Annotated in this window: 16 protein-coding genes; 4 read left to right on the top strand and 12 right to left on the bottom strand. The window is 57.8% G+C overall.

Annotated elements, in window-relative coordinates; genetic code table 11:
• Positions 1-20 precede the first annotated feature (20 nt).
• Positions 21-743, bottom strand: coding sequence for a dihydromonapterin reductase (folM, locus tag C9411_RS01165; RefSeq protein ID WP_063989991.1), 723 nt, complete (start codon positions 741-743; stop codon positions 21-23).
• A gap of 184 nt (positions 744-927) precedes the next feature.
• On the opposite strand from folM, the gene C9411_RS01160 reads away from it, so the two are divergent.
• Entirely contained in the window at positions 928-1,338 is a 411-nt protein-coding gene (locus tag C9411_RS01160) for a hypothetical protein (RefSeq protein WP_033634653.1), read from the top strand.
• A 99-nt stretch (positions 1,339-1,437) separates the two neighbouring features.
• Here the strand turns inward: C9411_RS01160 and C9411_RS01155 are convergent, their stop codons facing one another.
• The 4 genes from C9411_RS01155 to ydgH form a co-directional block, all read right to left on the bottom strand.
• The gene (locus C9411_RS01155) at positions 1,438-1,833 is read right to left on the bottom strand and encodes a pyridoxamine 5'-phosphate oxidase family protein (RefSeq protein ID WP_038880295.1); all 396 of its coding nucleotides are present in this window, start codon (positions 1,831-1,833) and stop codon (positions 1,438-1,440) included.
• Between the two features lie 33 nt (positions 1,834-1,866).
• The gene (locus C9411_RS01150; RefSeq protein WP_107226273.1) at positions 1,867-2,352 is read right to left on the bottom strand and encodes a hypothetical protein; all 486 of its coding nucleotides are present in this window, start codon (positions 2,350-2,352) and stop codon (positions 1,867-1,869) included.
• A gap of 217 nt (positions 2,353-2,569) precedes the next feature.
• A complete protein-coding gene (locus C9411_RS01145; RefSeq protein ID WP_107226272.1) occupies positions 2,570-3,961 on the bottom strand; it encodes an amino acid permease in 1,392 nt (463 codons plus the stop codon).
• 244 nt (positions 3,962-4,205) lie between these two features.
• Positions 4,206-5,156 (bottom strand): DUF1471 family protein YdgH, encoded by a 951-nt coding sequence (gene ydgH / locus C9411_RS01140; RefSeq protein WP_004938291.1) that lies wholly within the window; start codon positions 5,154-5,156, stop codon positions 4,206-4,208.
• A gap of 537 nt (positions 5,157-5,693) precedes the next feature.
• On the opposite strand from ydgH, the gene pntA reads away from it, so the two are divergent.
• The 3 genes from pntA to C9411_RS01125 all read left to right on the top strand — a co-directional run bounded on the left by pntA (position 5,694) and on the right by C9411_RS01125 (position 10,148).
• Positions 5,694-7,223, top strand: coding sequence for a Re/Si-specific NAD(P)(+) transhydrogenase subunit alpha (gene pntA, locus C9411_RS01135; RefSeq protein WP_063989988.1), 1,530 nt, complete (start codon positions 5,694-5,696; stop codon positions 7,221-7,223).
• Between the two features lie 10 nt (positions 7,224-7,233).
• Positions 7,234-8,628, top strand: a complete 1,395-nt coding sequence (pntB, locus tag C9411_RS01130) for a Re/Si-specific NAD(P)(+) transhydrogenase subunit beta (protein WP_049198296.1) — start codon at positions 7,234-7,236, stop codon at positions 8,626-8,628.
• Between the two features lie 332 nt (positions 8,629-8,960).
• Positions 8,961-10,148, top strand: coding sequence for an MFS transporter (locus tag C9411_RS01125; protein WP_107226271.1), 1,188 nt, complete (start codon positions 8,961-8,963; stop codon positions 10,146-10,148).
• Between the two features lie 55 nt (positions 10,149-10,203).
• Here C9411_RS01125 and uspE read toward each other — a convergent pair whose 3' ends face one another.
• The 7 genes from uspE to agaR all read right to left on the bottom strand — a co-directional run bounded on the left by uspE (position 10,204) and on the right by agaR (position 16,528).
• Complete coding sequence (uspE, locus tag C9411_RS01120; RefSeq protein ID WP_063989987.1) at positions 10,204-11,166, bottom strand: universal stress protein UspE; 963 nt, start codon at positions 11,164-11,166, stop codon at positions 10,204-10,206.
• Positions 11,167-11,292: 126 nt separating this feature from the next.
• A complete protein-coding gene (locus C9411_RS01115; RefSeq protein WP_004938278.1) occupies positions 11,293-12,057 on the bottom strand; it encodes an FNR family transcription factor in 765 nt (254 codons plus the stop codon).
• Positions 12,058-12,338: 281 nt separating this feature from the next.
• Entirely contained in the window at positions 12,339-12,863 is a 525-nt protein-coding gene (ogt, locus tag C9411_RS01110; protein ID WP_107226270.1) for a methylated-DNA--[protein]-cysteine S-methyltransferase, read from the bottom strand.
• 219 nt (positions 12,864-13,082) lie between these two features.
• The gene (locus C9411_RS01105; protein WP_107226269.1) at positions 13,083-13,394 is read right to left on the bottom strand and encodes a hypothetical protein; all 312 of its coding nucleotides are present in this window, start codon (positions 13,392-13,394) and stop codon (positions 13,083-13,085) included.
• Between the two features lie 307 nt (positions 13,395-13,701).
• Positions 13,702-14,556, bottom strand: a complete 855-nt coding sequence (locus tag C9411_RS01100; protein ID WP_063989984.1) for a tagatose bisphosphate family class II aldolase — start codon at positions 14,554-14,556, stop codon at positions 13,702-13,704.
• Between the two features lie 9 nt (positions 14,557-14,565).
• Positions 14,566-15,732, bottom strand: a complete 1,167-nt coding sequence (locus C9411_RS01095; protein ID WP_107226268.1) for an SIS domain-containing protein — start codon at positions 15,730-15,732, stop codon at positions 14,566-14,568.
• Positions 15,733-15,757: 25 nt separating this feature from the next.
• On the bottom strand, positions 15,758-16,528 hold the full coding sequence (gene agaR, locus C9411_RS01090) for a transcriptional repressor AgaR (RefSeq protein WP_038880262.1): 771 nt from the start codon (positions 16,526-16,528) through the stop codon (positions 15,758-15,760).
• Positions 16,529-16,721: the final 193 nt, after the last annotated feature.

The following is a 16,721-nucleotide window of genomic DNA, read 5'->3' as shown; positions in this document are numbered from 1 at the left end:
GCGCCATGCGGATCTTTGCCTCAGCGCAGCGGCCGCCCGCCGTCGACGCCGTGGGTGCGGCCGGTCACGTAGCGGCTCTCCAGCAGGTAGTTCACCAGATTCACCACTTCGCTCTCGCCCGGCGCGACCTTCATCAGCGACTTCGCCAGCGCCTGCTGGCGATAGGCTTCATCGTCGCCCGCATTGAAGATGATCAGCGCCGGCGCAATGGCGTTGACCTTGACCTCCGGCGCCAGCTTGCGGGCAAACGATCGGGTCATATTGTCTAGCGCGGCCTTGCTGGCGGCGTAGGCGATGTGTTTGTCGCTGCCTTTTTCCACCACGTAGTCGGTCAGATGGATGATATCGGCGCCGGCCTGGCCCTGGCCGGTCAGGCAGGATTCGAGCAGCTGATTGAGCAAATAGGGCGTGTAGACGTGAATTTGCAGCATCGCCGCCATCACCTGCTCCGGCGGGACCTCCGGCGACTCGGCCTGCCAGGCGCTGGCGTTATGGATCATCGCGCGCAGTTTGGGGGCCACCTGCCGCACCTGGTCGGCGAAACGGTAGATACCTTCGTGCGTGGAAAAGTCGCCCTGAATGCAGCAGGCGCCCAGGGCCTTCAACTCGGCCATCGCCGGATATTCGCTGCGGTAGGCGATGATGACGGGAACGCCGCGCTCGAGAAACGCTCTGGCGAGCGCCAGCCCGATGCGCCGCGCGCCGCCGGTAATCAGCACCGGGGCAGAGTTGGGGTGTTCCATTGATTAAAGCTCCTGGACAGACTGGCAAACAATAGGGGAATTATGCCATCATACGGCGGAAAGTCGTTAAAGCTTCGCATGATTATCCATTTCTGGATGTAAGATCCCCAATGCATTTCAGGTTGCCGTCCGGCGGCGGCTTGAAAGACCACGGGTTAACACTGGCCATGAGAGGAATAAGGGGATGAACAGCAATCACCTTGCATCCATCGCGCGCAGTGAGAAAATCTGTTTCGACTACATGGATTTTCTGTCCGCATCGTGCAGGAAGCACTGGCGCTTTGTTGATGCTATTTATGGTGTGATGCCGATCTTCGGCATGGTGTTGAAATCGCGCGTGACCACGTCACAAACGCGCAAAGAGCAGTTGAAAGAGCTGGCGCTGCAGGTAGTGTCGACGCAGGTCAGCGATGAAACCAATATCGTGCGCCTGATTGACCTGGCGCAGCAGCAGGGCCTGACGGTGTTTGATATTCAGCTGCCCTATGCGCTGGAAGCGCAACAGCTGGCGGCCATTCAGAAAGAGTGCGCGGAAGGCATCGCGATTGCCCTGGTGGGTGAGCGTATGACCGTCACCATTCCCTCTAAAAGCTGACCGGGAATCAACCCGGCCGCCCGTTCATGGTTAGGCAATTGACCTCGCGCGATAGCCTAACCATGAACGTGATATTCCGCGCCGCGTAGCGCTCGGCCTCTAAAGTCGGGTCCCGGCATTGGGGCCGGAGCGCAGGGTATAAATGCTGTCTATATGAATCAGCACCGCGTATTTCGGCGGCTTCATTCCATTTTTTTCTGCAAATGCCAGCGCATCGTCAAACGGCTTGCCCGCCAGGAACAGTTCCGGAGTGCCGACGAAGCGGTAACCGTCCAGCGCCTCGCGGTCGATGACCACGACGGCCATTTTCGATCCTTCCCTGATATTTTGCAGCGTCTGGCCACCGGTATTTTCGTTGTAAATCAGCGTACGGTCATCATAGAGGCGCAGAGAACGCTTGGGGCCGATATCGGGCACGCCGCTCGGGCTGCTGGTTGCCTGCACAGGCAGCTGTTTGGCCAGCATTTTCTTCATGTCGTCATTCAATTCATTCATTGGCAGATTGTCCCTCAGGTCGTGGTGTCGTTGTTAATGCACGTTGGCGGAATGGTTTGCCGAGGGTGCGCAGACGCTGGTTTCCGGCAGCCGGTGCTCGCGCAGCACCTGCAGCGTCTCTATTCGGAAACGCAGCAGGTGCCGTTCGGCGACCTGCTGCATCTGTTCGCACAGCGAGGTATCGTCCATCACCTGCTCGATGGCGAGCCGGGCCTGATGCACGTGCGGCTCAACGCCGCGCAGGGGCTTTTGCCGCAGGCGCAGATGGGTCATGTTGTTGAACGTGACGATCAGCGCGGCAAGGGCAGACTCGAAAATATTCAGTGCTTCAAATCTGGCGGCATAGTCCGCATTCAGCCAGGGTTTCTCGGCGAGGATCGCCTGAGCGACATCCAGCGCCTGCTGATAGTGCGTCATTGCCAGGCGATCGCGCCGCTGATTGAATTCCGTGTTGCCCTCGGCGATCAACGCTTCCCAGGCGGCAAACAAGGGTAATGCGTGCAGCAGTTTCTCAGCCATGAAATGCCTTCCATTTTCAGCCAGTCTTCATCCGCCGCCTGACGCTTTTCGCCAGGGGCACTCGCGTCTTACCGTTAATACTTAGATGATAATGATAATTAATTGCATTTAAGATCGCAAGCGTGGAAATTGACCGATCAACAGCGGGGAGAGAGGTAAAAAGTGGAAAGAGGGGAAGCGAAATGCGGCTGACGGGCAGCCACATTGGCAGGCGATGTTAGTGCAGCATAAACCAGCCGGCAGGCAGCGTGGCCACCAGCAGCAAGAAGATGCTGCTCTTTTCCAGGCGGTTGAGCAGATTGATATCCCGATGGCCGCGACGGGCATACATGAACACCAATAGCCCTGGCGCATACAGCAGCACTGACATCAGCAGGTGCATCAGCCCGGACGCGTACAACAGCCACAAACCATAGACGCAGGCACCGGTCGCGGCGAAGATCAGGCGCTTGTCGCGGCGGCGATAAGCCACCTTGAACAGAAACGCGCCGACCAGGAAGTAAGGCACCAGGATCATTTCTGAAGCGATGGTCAACAGCGAGTTGTAGTTACTGCCGGTCAGCCAGATCAGCACCAGCGCCAGCTGCACCGCGATGTTGGTCAGCCACAGCGAAGAGGACGGGGCGTGATGGCGGTTCTGCTTGCCGAACACGCGCGGAAACGCGCCGTGCTGCGCGGCCAGCAGCAGCACTTCCGCCGCCATGATGGTCCAGCTCAGGTAGGCGCCGCACACGGAAATGATCAGGCCGGCGGCAATGATCACGTCCCCCCACGGGCCGATCAGTTCCACCATCAGTACCGCCATCGACGGGTTGCGCATGTCGGCCAGTTCGCTGCGCGGCACCACGCCCAGCGACAGCAGCGTGACCATCAGATACACCGCCAGCGCCGACAGCACCGCCAGCATGGTGGCGCGGCCTACGTCTTTCTTATTGCGGGCGCGGGCGGAAACTACCACGGCGCCTTCCACGCCGATAAACACCCACAGGGTGATCAGCATGGTGTCCTTGACCTGTTCCCACACCGGCTTGCCGAGGGCGATACCTTTGAAATCCAGCGTGAATACGTCCATTTTAAAGGCGATCGCCGCCAGAACGGCGAACATTCCCAATGGCAGCAGCTTGGCGAGGGTGGCCGCCAAATTGATGCTGGCGGCAGTTTGCACGCCGCGCAGCACCAGCGCATGCACGATCCACAGCAGGGCGGATTCGGCGATCAGCGCCTGCCAGGTATTGCCGTCACCGAGAATAACGTTGCCGCCGCGATCGGTGAAAATACTCAGTGCCGCGAACACGATCACCAGATACGAGACGTTGGCGATCACGGCGCACAGCCAGTAACCCCAGGCGGAGCAGAAGCCCATCAGCTCGCCGAACCCTTCTTTGGCGTAGGTGAAGATGCCACCGTCCAGATCCGGACGCAAACGCGTAAGCAACAGCATGGCGAACGCCAAAAACAGAATGCCGACGCCGGTGATCCCCCAACCCAGCAGCAGTGCGGCGGGGCTGGCGACCTGCGCCATGTTTTGCGGCAGACTGAACACGCCGGCGCCCAGCATTGAGCTGAGCACCAAAGCGGTTAGCGCGGTAAGACCGAGTTTTTTTTCCAATGACGGATCCTGAACGCAGAATAAACAACTGGAAGGGAACTGCTTGGCGGCAACAATGTATTAACAACCACTGCGCGAATAGACAATAGCCCTAAAAATTGGCGCAAATTCTACGGAGGGATGCTTAGAGATGCAATGATTGAATATGCGGAATTTACAAAAAACTATTCAACGAGTGGTGAAAAGAATGGCAATAAAAACGGGCAGCTCAAGGGCTGCCCGATGGTAAACCGAAAAGCGGGTTTTATTTGAACAGATCGGCGCTGACGGTCAGGTTGCCGCCGCTCTTGTTCTGCCATTGGCGAGTGACGTGATAGTACTTGGCGCCTTTCTCGGCCGCGCGTTTCGCCACTTCGGTGGACACGTCGGTCATGCTGTTGAAGTGGCCGGTGAAGGTGACGGAATCGAACGGCACCATCTGCGCGGCGGTCACGTTGTTCACTTCCTGGATTTTGGTGCCGTTAGGCAGCGTGACGGTATAGCGCTGGCCGGTAGAGGACTGGGTTTCGAAGAAACGGCCCACTTCGCGGCTTGGCGAACCGGAAGACGCGACGCCAGGAATTTCGACTTTTGCTGCAGCGGCACCGCCGGCGGCCAGTGCGGCGCGGCCGGCGTCAGAATCGGCCGGAATGGCATCCGGGCTCTGCACGCGGCGTTTTGGCGCATCGGCCTTATAGATGTAGGCGGTAACGAACTGGTTGCCGCCGGAGTTGGCGTCAACCTGGCGCACGATGAAGAACGAGGCCGCGCCTTTTTTCTTCGCTTCTTTGGAGATGGCGTCGTTGATGTCCGGCTGGCTGCGGTAGAAACCGCTGACGCTCACGGTATCGTAAGGCTCCAGCAGATAGGCTTCCTCTTTAGGCAGTTCGTTCACGCCGTTAAATACGCGGTATTTTGGTGTTTTGCTCACTTCTGGCGCATCTTTATGATAAAGGTCTGCGGTGACGCGCCAGTTGCCGCCGTTGTTGCTGTTGTTGCTGTCCTGGATATAGAAGGAATCGGCACCCAGTTTGTCTGCACGGCGGGATACGGCGTCGACGGCTTCATTGATGGCATTGAAGCGGCCGGTAATCGTGATGCGATCAAACGGCTTCAGCGCCGCTGCTTTCTCAGGAGTTAACTCTTGCGCCGCATGAGCAGACAGCGCGGTGAGTGATAACAAGGCTGACGCGATGATCGTGGTCTTCAGCTTCATAAAAAATCCTTTCGCCTAGCGCATTAACGTTTATAACGTACTGAACTGTTTAAGTGTAATTCAGCCGTCGATTATTACATGTAATTCTGAAAACTGTCTCAGCATTTTATGTTATCCCGTGCGACAAATCGCCGACGGTGACACGGGGCGCACGGATGGCGCCATCGTCATAAGTTTCCATAATAAAGGCTCTGGTGTCATTAATGTTAATTATTCACAAAATGATAACTTTTATGCTTCTTCGCCGCGCGTGGCCATAAATCGTTACGCCGGGCGTAAACCTCTTGTCACGCAGAATATGCTGTTATGTATGGATTTTTTCACGGTAAATTGCGATTTGTCATATCACGCGCGGCATTTTTATGTAAAAACAGAGCTGAATGCGTAAGCAATTATGGATCATCGACCTTATTTTCAGTAGGTTATAGTTGGCGTCTGAAATCAGTGTGGGCAAGTTAACCCCTCGCTCGCCGGCGGCGTCATGCTATGGGCAGGAAAATAATAAACATCATCCAAGACAGGTGAGAAGGGAACATTATGCGTATTGGTGTACCAAGAGAGCGGTTGGCCAATGAAGCCCGGGTCGCAGCCACGCCGAAAACGGTGGAACAACTGCTGAAGCTGGGTTTTACCGTCGCGATTGAACGCGGGGCGGGCAAACTGGCCAGTTTTGAGGACGTCGCCTACGAAGCCGCAGGCGCGGCACTGGTCGACGAAAGCGAAGTGTGGCAGTCGGATTTGATCCTGAAAGTCAATGCGCCGCAAGACGACGAGATCGCCTTGATGCGCGAAGGCAGCACGCTGGTCAGCTTTATCTGGCCGGCGCAAAACCCCGAATTGATGGCCAAGCTGGCGGCGCGCAACGTCACCGCGCTGGCGATGGACTCGGTGCCGCGCATCTCGCGCGCCCAGTCGATGGATGCGCTGAGCTCGATGGCCAACATCGCCGGCTACCGCGCGATCGTCGAAGCGGCGCATGAGTTCGGCCGTTTCTTCACCGGCCAGATCACTGCCGCCGGCAAAGTGCCGCCGGCCAAGGTGATGATTATCGGGGCCGGCGTGGCCGGCCTGGCGGCGATCGGCGCGGCGGGCAGCCTCGGTGCCATCGTGCGCGCCTTCGATACCCGCCCGGAAGTGAAAGAGCAGGTGCAGAGCATGGGCGCGGAATTCCTCGAGCTGGATTTTGAAGAGGAAGCGGGCAGCGGCGACGGTTACGCCAAAGTGATGTCTGAAGCCTTTATCAAGGCCGAGATGGCGCTGTTCGCCGCGCAGGCGGCGGAGGTGGATATCATCGTCACCACCGCGCTGATCCCGGGTAAACCGGCGCCGAAACTGATCACCAAAGAGATGGTGGCATCGATGAAACCGGGCAGCGTGATCGTCGATCTGGCGGCGCAAACCGGCGGCAACTGCGAACTGACGGTGGCCGACACCATTAGCGTGACCGACAACGGCGTGAAAATCATCGGCTATACCGACCTGCCGAGCCGCTTGCCGACCCAATCTTCGCAGCTTTACGGCACCAACCTGGTCAACCTGCTGAAGCTGCTGTCGAAAGAGAAAAACGGCGAGATCGACATTGATTTCGACGATACGGTAATCCGCGGCGTTACCGTGGTGCGCAGCGGTGAAATCACCTGGCCGGCGCCGCCGATCCAGGTCTCCGCCCAGCCGAAAGCGGCGCCCGCCGCCGCACCGGTCGCCAAACCTGAAGCCAAACCGACCTCGCCGTGGCTGAAGTACGGCCTGATGGCCCTGGCGATCCTGCTGTTCGGCTGGCTGGCGGATGCGGCGCCGAAAGAGTTCCTGTCGCACTTTACCGTGTTCGCGCTGGCCTGCGTGGTCGGTTACTACGTGGTCTGGAACGTCAGCCATGCGCTGCATACCCCGTTGATGTCGGTCACCAATGCGATCTCAGGGATTATCGTGGTCGGTGCGCTGTTGCAGATCGGCCATGGTGGCTGGGTGAGTTTCCTCTCCTTTATCGCCGTGCTGATCGCCAGCATCAATATTTTCGGTGGGTTCACCGTCACTCAGCGCATGCTGAAGATGTTCCGCAAGAACTAAGGGGTAACAAATGTCTGGAGGATTGGTTACAGCTGCATACATTGTTGCCGCTATTTTGTTTATTTTCAGCCTGGCGGGCCTGTCGCGCCATGAAACGTCGAAGCAGGGCAACCTGTTCGGCGTCGCCGGTATGGCGATCGCGCTGATCGCCACCATTCTGGGGCCGGATTCCGGCAACGTCGGCTGGATCATCATCGCCATGATCATCGGCGGCTCGATCGGCGTCTATCTGGCCAAGAAGGTCGAGATGACCGAAATGCCGGAGCTGGTGGCGGTGCTGCACAGCTTCGTTGGCCTGGCCGCGGTGCTGGTCGGCTTCAACAGCTACCTGGATCACGGCGCACCGATGGAGCCGGTGATGGCGAATATCCATCTGACCGAAGTGTTCCTCGGCATCTTTATCGGTGCGGTGACCTTCACCGGCTCGATCGTCGCCTTCGGCAAGCTGCGCGGCATCATCTCTTCCAAGCCGCTGATGCTGCCGAACCGCCACAAGCTGAATCTGGCGGCGCTGGTGATCTCGTTCCTGCTGCTGGTGGCGTTCGTGCGTACCGACAGCGTGGGCTGGCAGGTGGTGACGCTGCTGCTGATGACGGCGATCGCACTGGCGTTCGGCTGGCATCTGGTGGCCTCGATCGGCGGCGCGGACATGCCGGTGGTGGTGTCGATGCTCAACTCCTATTCGGGGTGGGCGGCGGCCGCGGCGGGCTTCATGCTGAGCAACGATCTGCTGATCGTCACCGGCGCGCTGGTGGGCTCTTCGGGTGCGATCCTGTCTTACATCATGTGCAAGGCGATGAACCGCTCGTTTATCAGCGTGATCGCCGGCGGTTTCGGCAGTGACGGTTCGTCCACCGGCGACGCCGAAGAGATGGGCGAATACCGTGAAACCACGGCGGAAGAGGTGGCCGAGCAGCTGAAGAACTCCACCTCGGTGATCATCACCCCGGGTTACGGCATGGCGGTGGCGCAGGCGCAATATCCGGTGGCGGAAATCACCGAGAAACTGCGGGCGCGCGGCGTGAAGGTGCGCTTCGGCATTCACCCGGTCGCGGGGCGTTTGCCGGGCCACATGAACGTGCTGCTGGCGGAGGCGAAGGTGCCGTACGACGTGGTGCTGGAGATGGATGAAATCAACGAAGATTTCCCGGATACCGACACCGTGCTGGTGATTGGCGCCAACGACACGGTGAACCCGGCGGCGCTGGAAGATCCGCGCAGCCCGATCGCCGGCATGCCGGTATTGGAAGTGTGGAAGGCGCAGAACGTGATCGCGTTTAAACGCTCGATGAACACCGGCTACGCCGGCGTGCAGAACCCGCTGTTCTTCAAGGAGAACACCCAGATGCTGTTCGGCGACGCCAAAGACAGCGTGGAAGCGATTCTGCGGGCATTGCAGAAATAGCGTTTTAAGAAAAAGTGATTTATGCCGGCAAGCCATTAAGCCGGCATTTTTTTTATAATTTCCACTACACGTTCGTGTCATATGTATGCGTGCTGTTTGTTCTATTTCGTGCCTAAGAAATAAAAAAAGATAGTCACTCCTGAAATTTGGTTTTATAAATCCCTGACATAACCCGCCCGATGGCATTGCGCTTCAAGTGAGTCTTTCTTGCTGCAAGACATACCTGGCCGATCCACAGCACGTCTGGATCGTCGTGCTTATGCAGCCAATGCGTTGTCCTTCGATATTTTTTATAACACGCTGATGATGAGTAAATAAAAGGCCATGAAACCATGAGTAACCTTTTTAAAGATCCGCGCGCCTGGGCGTTATTGGCCGCGGCCAGCTTGACTATCATGTCAAATGCGACCATCGCTCCAGCGTTACCGGGGTTGCAAGCGCTGTTCGCCAGTCAACCTCAGGCGGAATTATTGACACGCCTACTGGTACCCGCTCCTTCGCTCGTGGTGGCGCTGACGGCGCCGTTTATGGGCGTATTAGTCGACAACGTTGGTCGAAAAAAACTGTTGCTAATCGGTACGTTGCTCTATGCATTGTGCGGCACGGCAGGTCTATATCTCCCTGATTTATATTCTATTCTAGGTAGTCGATTGGGACTCGGTCTCGCCGTCGCGGCGATTATGACGGCGCAATCCGCATTGATTGGCGATTATTTCTCAGCGCATATGCGAGGCCGTTTTATCGGTTATCAGACGGGTGCCAGTCATTTTGGCGGTTTGCTTTTCGTGACGGTCGCCGGATTATTGGCGGCGCATGATCCTCGGGCGCCATTTTGGATTTATGGTCTGGCGATATTATTACTGCCATTTTTTATAAAGGCATTGCCCGAGTTTTACCATCATCGACACGATGAAAAACAACCCAGGAATGAGTTAGAGGGTAAATCCAACGGCTATTTTATCGTAGCAATGATGGCAGTCGGCGTGCTGATTACGATGCTGGTTTATTATGTCGTTCCTACGCAAATACCTTATCACTTGGTGAATCGCGGATTTACTCATCCAGAAGCGGCGGGTTGGGTCTTGGGAACACTGATGATAACCGGTGGCATATCGGGCGTACTTTATGGGGCCATGCGTACGCATTTGGGGGAGATTGTGACGCTGTCGAGCGGTTATTTGCTGGTGGCGTCGGGGTTCGCCGGATTGGCGTTGACCCACTCAATCGGCGGGTTGGGCGTCTCGGCCGGGTTGGCCGGTGCGGGGATCGGTTTCGTGATGCCCGCGTTTATGGCGACCGCGCTCCATGCTGCGTCTCCAGGCCGGCGTGGCGTTGTGGCAGGGGTGATCACGTCATCGCTCTTTGCCGGGCAGTTTTTATCGCCGCTGGTGAGTCAACCGTTGGTATCGAGATGGGGATATAACGTCATGTTTCTGATTTTAGCTGGTGCGTTGATCGTGACCGGAATTGCGCTGAGCGCCGCCTTAATGTTGACGCGGTCACGGGAAAACGATCATTGAACTGCAACGCCCCGGAAGCAGTGCGCTTGCGGGGCGTAAGCAGCGTTTATGCAGGCTAATCTTCGTCGTCGTGCTCATCGTCTTCATCCGCCTCGATCGGGCAGTTGAAGTTCTCCGGCTTAATCACCAGCAGATCGCATTTCAGATGGTCGATCACATGTTCCGCGGTGTTGCCGATAAAGGCCGCCGAAATGCCGGTGCGGCCCAGGGTGCCCAGAACCACCACGCCGGCCTGCAGGTGTTCGGCCAGATCGGGGATCACCTCTTCCGGCAGGCCTTTTTCCACGTGGGTGAACTCTTCCTTAATGCAGAATTTCTGCCGCAGCGCCTTCATGGCGATCAGATGCTGGCCGCGGATGGCGTCGTTGTAGACGCTCGGATCGAAATCGGGTAGCTCGATGGCGATGTTGATCGGGGTGACAGGATAGGCGCCAACCAAGTGAACCTCGGTCTGGTTGACGTTTTCCGCCAGTTCGACGGTTTCTTGCACCAGTTTGATATTGAGCGGGTCGTGATAGGGTTCTTCGCTGGCCAGATTGACCGCCACCAGCGCTTTTCCGCCTTCCGGCCAGGGCTGGTCTTTTACCATCCACACCGGGCAAGGGCATTTGCGCAGCAGGTGCCAGTCGGTGGGGGTGAAGATCACCGATTCCAGCCGATCGTGCTGGTGCGCCATTTTCAGCAGCAGGTCATGCTGGCCTGAAAGCACTTCCTGAATGATGGCTTCGAAGGGGCGGTTATGCCAGACCACTTTGATTTCGATCGGCACGCCGTCGTTGAGATAGAAGCGGCACTGCTCGTTGATCCAGGCGGCGCGTTGGCTGATCACACCTTGCCGCATCGCCGTTCTTTCGTCCGGGGAGAGCAGGGTCGTCATTTCGTAAGAGAAGTCATAAATGGGCAGGAAGGCTTTGATGCGCCCGCCGTTCCGTTTCACCAGGTACACGGCGCGGCGCAATGCCGGCTGATCGTCCTGATTGGGGTCAATAGCCACCAGAAGATTCTGATACTTCGCCATAGGGCCTCCTTACAGCTGAAATCAACAGTCTGTTAATTTACAGAGTAACCCAACATTGAAAAACAGAACAACAACAGAAGCGTGCCGGATCAACAATTTCGGTGAAATGTTGATCCGGCAGGGGAATCAGGCGTTGACGGTCACGTTGATGCGTGGCGTACCGGCCAGCACCGACAGGGCGTCGGCGTTTTCGATGGTGATGTATTTGCCTTTCACGCTGAGGATTTCGCTTTTCTGGAAGCGGCCCAGCAGGCGGCTGATAGTTTCCACCGTCAGGCCGAGGTAGTTACCGATGTCGCCGCGGGTCATGGTCAACCGGAACTCGCGCGGCGAGAAGCCACGCTCCGCAAAGCGGCGCGACAGGTTGTAAACGAACGCCGCCAAGCGCTCTTCGGCGTTTTTCTTCGACAGCAGCAGGATCATGTCCTGGTCGCCTTTGATCTCGCCGCTCATCAGCCGCATGATCTGCTGACGCAGATTAGGCATTTTGCCGGACAGGTCATCGAGGGTTTCGAACGGGATCTCGCACACCATCGAGGTTTCCAGCGCCTGAGCGAAGCTCGGGTGCTTCAGGCCGCCGATGGCGTCGAAGCCCACCAGATCGCCCGCCAGGTGGAAGCCGGTGATCTGCTCGTCGCCTTGCTCGGTGATGGTGTAGCTTTTGATGGTCCCGGAACGGATCGCGTACAGCGACTTCAGCTCGTCGCCGGCCTTGAACAGGGTCTGGCCTTTCTGGATGGGCTTTTTCCTCTCGATAATGTTGTCGAGCTGGTCCAGCTCGTGGGCATTAAGGGTGAAAGGAATGCACAGCTGGCTGATGCTGCAGTCCTGGCAATGGATCGCACAACCACCAGACTGGATACGACGAATCACGCGTTTTTCCGGGATCATAGATTACGCTCATTCAATAATTGATATGAGTCAATTTTAACATCTTTTGCTGCAGCTGATAAGGGTGGCATTAGCATGAATAGGGGTATTGTGTGCGAATTTTGCGCACACATGCCGCCGATTATTCTGTATCGGACTGAAGTTATGAGTATTATTTGTGACTTATGCGTTTTATTCACACAGGTTATTGATAGTGCCAAAGCGGGCACGAGCGCGGCGTAGAGCAACGTGCTTTATTAAGCAGCGCCAAACAATGGCGCTGGATGAGCTCATCGCCGCGGCTACAGCAAACTTTTCGGTAGGTAACCTTCGTGCTGCAGCAGCCACTGCTTGCGCTGTACGCCGCCGGCATAGCCGGTCAGCGCGCCCTGCGAACCGATCACCCGGTGGCAGGGCACCACGATGCTGATCGGATTTGAACCGTTGGCCATGCCGACTGCGCGCGAGGCGGTCGGACGACCGATGCGTTGCGCCAGTTGGCCGTAGGTCAGGATCTCGCCGCAGGGGATTTGGCGCAGCTGTTGCCACACGGTGCGTTGGAACTCGGTGCCGGCGGTCATCACCGGCAACCGATCGATAATGCCCAGTTCACCGGCGAAATAGCGTTGCATCGCGTCGGTCAGCCCGTTGGGATCGCGCTGCTCGCGCAGGGTGAAGCGATCGGCGCGGTAGTGGGTATTCAGCAGCTTCATCAGGCGCGCTTCGTGATCGGTCCAGTCAATCGCCCGCAGGCGCCCCTGTTCATCGGCAATCAGCACCAGTTCTCCCACCGGCGTGGCGGTACGATCAATCAAAAAAGTCTGCATCTGGATCACTCCTCGGTTTGGTGTGGCGATTATCGCATGAAAGCGGGGGAAGCGATGGCGGATTTCGGACATGCTGATGGGCAACCGCAGGGCTGCCCAAATAGCTGGCTCAGGGTAAGCCGGGGAGTCATTGCACGTTAAATTTATAAAATAAATTTATAAGTCATCAAGGCAAGTTGTGTCTTGTTTATTATTTCATCAGACATTAACGCTTTGGCGTCACTTATAGCTGATGGTCACGCGCTTTAAATGGGGATCGTTATTCACTATTTCGCTGGTGACGGCAGAGACTAATTCTTTTGGCATCGATTTTAACGAAGAGGAAATATACCCGTTCTGATATTCCGTCACTTTACCGAAGCAGTTGGAGATAAGCTGTTCATCCTGATGTGTGATAGTGCAGGCCGGGGTGGTAATGGCGCCGGTGAAGCGCACGACACCGGAGGCGACCTGGCTGCCGGAAAGCGGTTTTGCTTGCAGAGCGAAGGGCAGAATGACCAATGCGCTTAATACAGCTAAGTAATGGTTCATACGCTGTTCCTCTTAGAGTGAAAAATACTGCCAATTAAAAAACAAGCGCGCTTGTTTTCATCAAATAAGCTATTTCGCCTGGCGAAATAAAAACGAATGGGCAAAATTCCTACTGCCTGCATCCAATGAATTTGATAATAGGGAGGTAGGGTGAGCAAAACCATGATTTGGATCATAGTGAAGAGCGGTTAATGGTTTTCGGCGCGGGCAGGGTAAAAGGCTGTGATCGCTCTCTCAGGAAAGCAGGGCATGGCGGGATGTTTTCGCCCCCGTGGTGCGGCCGCAGAAACCGGGGGCGAGAGCGGGCTTACAGCATGCCGCTGCTGCCGCAGATGCGGATCTTTTCCGCCACCACTTCTTTCATCGCCAGCTTGCCGGGGACGATGTATTTGCGCGGGTCGTTGGCATCCGGGTGCTGTGAAAAGTAGCTTTTCACCGCATCGGCGAAGGCGATTTTCAATTCGGTGGCGACGTTGACCTTGCAGACGCCGAGCGAGATCGCGCGCTTTACCATTGCTTCCGGAATGCCGGAGGCACCGTGCAGCACCAGGGGCACGTCCACCTGTTCGCGGATCAGCGCCAGGCGCTCGAAGTCCAGTTTCGGCTCGCCGTGATACAGGCCGTGGGCGGAACCGATCGCCACCGCCAGCGAATCGATGCCGGTGGCGGCGACGAACTCGCGTGCCGCCACCGGGTCGGTATAGAAGCTGTCCGCCGTATCGACGATCAGATCGTCTTCCTGCCCGCCCAGGCGGCCCAGTTCTGCCTCCACGCTGGCGCCATAGCGGTGGCACAGGGCCACTGCGGCGGCCACCTTGGCGATATTCTGCTCGAACGGCAGATGGGAACCGTCGATCATCACCGAGCGGATGCCGCTTTTCACCTTGTGCTCGATGTCGTCCAGCGCTTCGTGATGATCCAGATGCAGCGCCAGCGGCAGATCGTAGCGGTGCGCGGCCGATTGGCAAATGCCGATCAGGTAGTCGGTTCCGGCATAGCTGAAGGTGCCGGGCGTGCCGGCCATGATCACCGGTGAGCGCAGCTCGGCGGCGGTTTCCGCCACCACCTGCACGGTTTCCAGATTGTGGACATTAAACGCCGGGACGGCGTAACCCTGGCGCTGCGCCTTGAGCAGCATTTCTCGGTTGGCTATCAGATACATGGGATCTCCTTACAGCTCTGGGGAAGGAAAACGGTAAATCGTCACGCCTTTCACCACCCGGTTGACCTCGCCGGTCGGGCAAGGGTTGTCCGGGGTCAGCCCCAGCGCCAGCGAACTCTCGAAGGCCAGCATCTGGGTGAACAGCAGGTACGGGAACAGCAGCCAGATATCGTCAGCCGCGTCGTGCATATGCAGCAGGGCACCGGAAAGGGGTTGGCGTTCGCCGGTCAAACCGACCAACTGCATCGCCAGCCCGTCGCGCTGCAGTTCGTTCCACAGATCGCGGTCATACTGGCGGGCATAGTCGCCGTGGGAGAACATCAGCACCACCAACGTCTGGCCGTCGACCATGAATTTCGGGCCGTGGCGCAGGCCGAGCGGCGAGTCGTAGCGCGTAACGATGCGCCCGGCGGTCAGCTCCAGCATCTTGAGCGAGGCCTCTTCCGCCAGGCCGGTAAAGCAGCTGCCGCCGAGGGTGATATAGCGGCGGAAACCGCTGGCGGCCAGCGCCTTTACCTGTGGCTGCAGCGTTTCGCGCAGCGCGCGGCAGCGCTGCACCATGGCGTTTAACGGCGCCTGAGCGGCCTCGAGCGAAAGCGGGCCGAGCAGCAGCGCGGCGCTCAGCATCATGCAGCTGAAGCTGGAGGTCATGGCGAAGCTCTGATCGTTGGAGCCTTGCGGCATCACCAGCGAACAGACGTTGTCGCGCCGATGCGCATACTGCGCCAGCTTGCTGTCCGGGTTGCAGACCAGCATCAGGTGGTAGCTTTCCGGCAGCAGTTGGTCGGCCAGCTCCACCGTCGCCACGCTTTCCGGGCTGTTGCCCGAGCGGGCGAAGGAGACCAGCAGCGTCGGCCGCTCAGGATCGAGATACTGCCGCGGGTTGGCGACAATATCGGTGGTGCCGTAGGCCGCCACGTCGCGGCCGGTTTGTTCGCGCAGCCAGGGTGCCAGGGCGCGGCCGGCGAACGCCGAGCTGCCGGCGCCGCACAGCACGATTTGCAGGCGCGGATTGGCCAGCAGCGGCGCCAGGAACGGCTGCCACTGCGCCTGTTGATCCTGCAATTGCCGGTGCAGCGCGGCCCACAGCTCCGGCTGCTGCCAAATCTCTGCGGCGGTGTGCCAGGCGTTGCGCTGCTTCAGCCAATCCGCCTCGTAAGAGAAATACGCGTTCATGATGACAACTCCTTAAAAGCCTCGGTTAACGGTCGGCGATAATCACGTCGATCCCTAAATGGTGCAGCGCCTGCAGATAGTGTTCCGGAATGCGGCTGTCGGTGACCAGGCGGTGGATCTGGCCGATTTCGCGGATCATGCAAAAGCTGGTGCGGCCGAATTTGCTGGCGTCGGCGATGGCGATCACTTCGCGCGCCACCTCGCACATCACGCGGTTCAGCTGCGCTTCGCCCGGATCCGGCGTGGTGATGCCGCCCGCCAGATCGAAACCGTCGACGCCGAGAAACAGTTTGTCGAACCGGTATTGGCGCAGCTGCTGTTCGGCGGCGGGGCCGTACAGCGACCAGGCCTTGCGGCGCACGCTGCCGCCGACCACCATCAGATCGATCTGCTCGTTGTTGGCCAGCTCGAAGGCGATGTTCAGCGCGTTGGTCATCACTACCAGATCCTTTTTCCCCGCCAGCTGCGGCGCCATCTGGCTGGTGGTGGAGCCGGAGTCGAGGATGACGGCGTCGCCGTCTTCAATCAGCGCCGCTGCCGCGCAGGCGATGGCGTGTTTTACATCGCGATTGATGCGGCCCTTGTCCTGCAGCGGGCGATCGAAGGCGAACTGTTTGTTCAACATGGCGCCGCCGTAAGCGCGCACCGCGCAGCCGTGCTTTTCCAGCTGGCGCAGATCGCTGCGGATGGTGACGCTGGACACCGAAAACTGCTGGCTGAGCTGTTCCACGCGCACCGAGCCTTCGCGGCACAGCTGGTCGATAATTAATTCCCGGCGTTTTGCGGTATTGATCATTAACGCAGACTCCTGATTTACCTGTAGCCGTGCCCGACCGCGGCTTAATAAGCCGCAGCGATACCGACCGGAGCGCTTTCAGTTGTTCGTGGCGAATTACAGCAAACGAAACACTGAAATGCAATTGATTAATTTTAAAATATCTATATCTATCAGTTGGTTATATTTTATTTTGCTTTCGATTGAGCGGCAA

It is taken from the genome of Serratia sp. Nf2 (genome assembly GCF_003028435.1).
GTDB lineage: Bacteria > Pseudomonadota > Gammaproteobacteria > Enterobacterales > Enterobacteriaceae > Serratia > Serratia marcescens_L.
The sequence above is the reverse complement of the archived record's forward strand: the minus strand, read 5'-3'. Positions and strand labels throughout refer to the sequence as shown.

What these genes read in the sequence shown, in the direction of transcription:
- folM (WP_063989991.1), bottom strand. Translation starts at nt 743, where the DNA reads ATGGAACACCCCAACTCTGCCCCGGTGCTGATTACCGGCGGCGCGCGG.
- C9411_RS01160 (WP_033634653.1), top strand. Translation starts at nt 928, where the DNA reads ATGAACAGCAATCACCTTGCATCCATCGCGCGCAGTGAGAAAATCTGT.
- C9411_RS01155 (WP_038880295.1), bottom strand. Translation starts at nt 1,833, where the DNA reads ATGAATGAATTGAATGACGACATGAAGAAAATGCTGGCCAAACAGCTG.
- C9411_RS01150 (WP_107226273.1), bottom strand. Translation starts at nt 2,352, where the DNA reads ATGGCTGAGAAACTGCTGCACGCATTACCCTTGTTTGCCGCCTGGGAA.
- ydgH (WP_004938291.1), bottom strand. Translation starts at nt 5,156, where the DNA reads ATGAAGCTGAAGACCACGATCATCGCGTCAGCCTTGTTATCACTCACC.
- pntA (WP_063989988.1), top strand. Translation starts at nt 5,694, where the DNA reads ATGCGTATTGGTGTACCAAGAGAGCGGTTGGCCAATGAAGCCCGGGTC.
- pntB (WP_049198296.1), top strand. Translation starts at nt 7,234, where the DNA reads ATGTCTGGAGGATTGGTTACAGCTGCATACATTGTTGCCGCTATTTTG.
- C9411_RS01125 (WP_107226271.1), top strand. Translation starts at nt 8,961, where the DNA reads ATGAGTAACCTTTTTAAAGATCCGCGCGCCTGGGCGTTATTGGCCGCG.
- uspE (WP_063989987.1), bottom strand. Translation starts at nt 11,166, where the DNA reads ATGGCGAAGTATCAGAATCTTCTGGTGGCTATTGACCCCAATCAGGAC.
- C9411_RS01115 (WP_004938278.1), bottom strand. Translation starts at nt 12,057, where the DNA reads ATGATCCCGGAAAAACGCGTGATTCGTCGTATCCAGTCTGGTGGTTGT.
- ogt (WP_107226270.1), bottom strand. Translation starts at nt 12,863, where the DNA reads ATGCAGACTTTTTTGATTGATCGTACCGCCACGCCGGTGGGAGAACTG.
- C9411_RS01105 (WP_107226269.1), bottom strand. Translation starts at nt 13,394, where the DNA reads ATGAACCATTACTTAGCTGTATTAAGCGCATTGGTCATTCTGCCCTTC.
- C9411_RS01100 (WP_063989984.1), bottom strand. Translation starts at nt 14,556, where the DNA reads ATGTATCTGATAGCCAACCGAGAAATGCTGCTCAAGGCGCAGCGCCAG.
- C9411_RS01095 (WP_107226268.1), bottom strand. Translation starts at nt 15,732, where the DNA reads ATGAACGCGTATTTCTCTTACGAGGCGGATTGGCTGAAGCAGCGCAAC.
- agaR (WP_038880262.1), bottom strand. Translation starts at nt 16,528, where the DNA reads ATGATCAATACCGCAAAACGCCGGGAATTAATTATCGACCAGCTGTGC.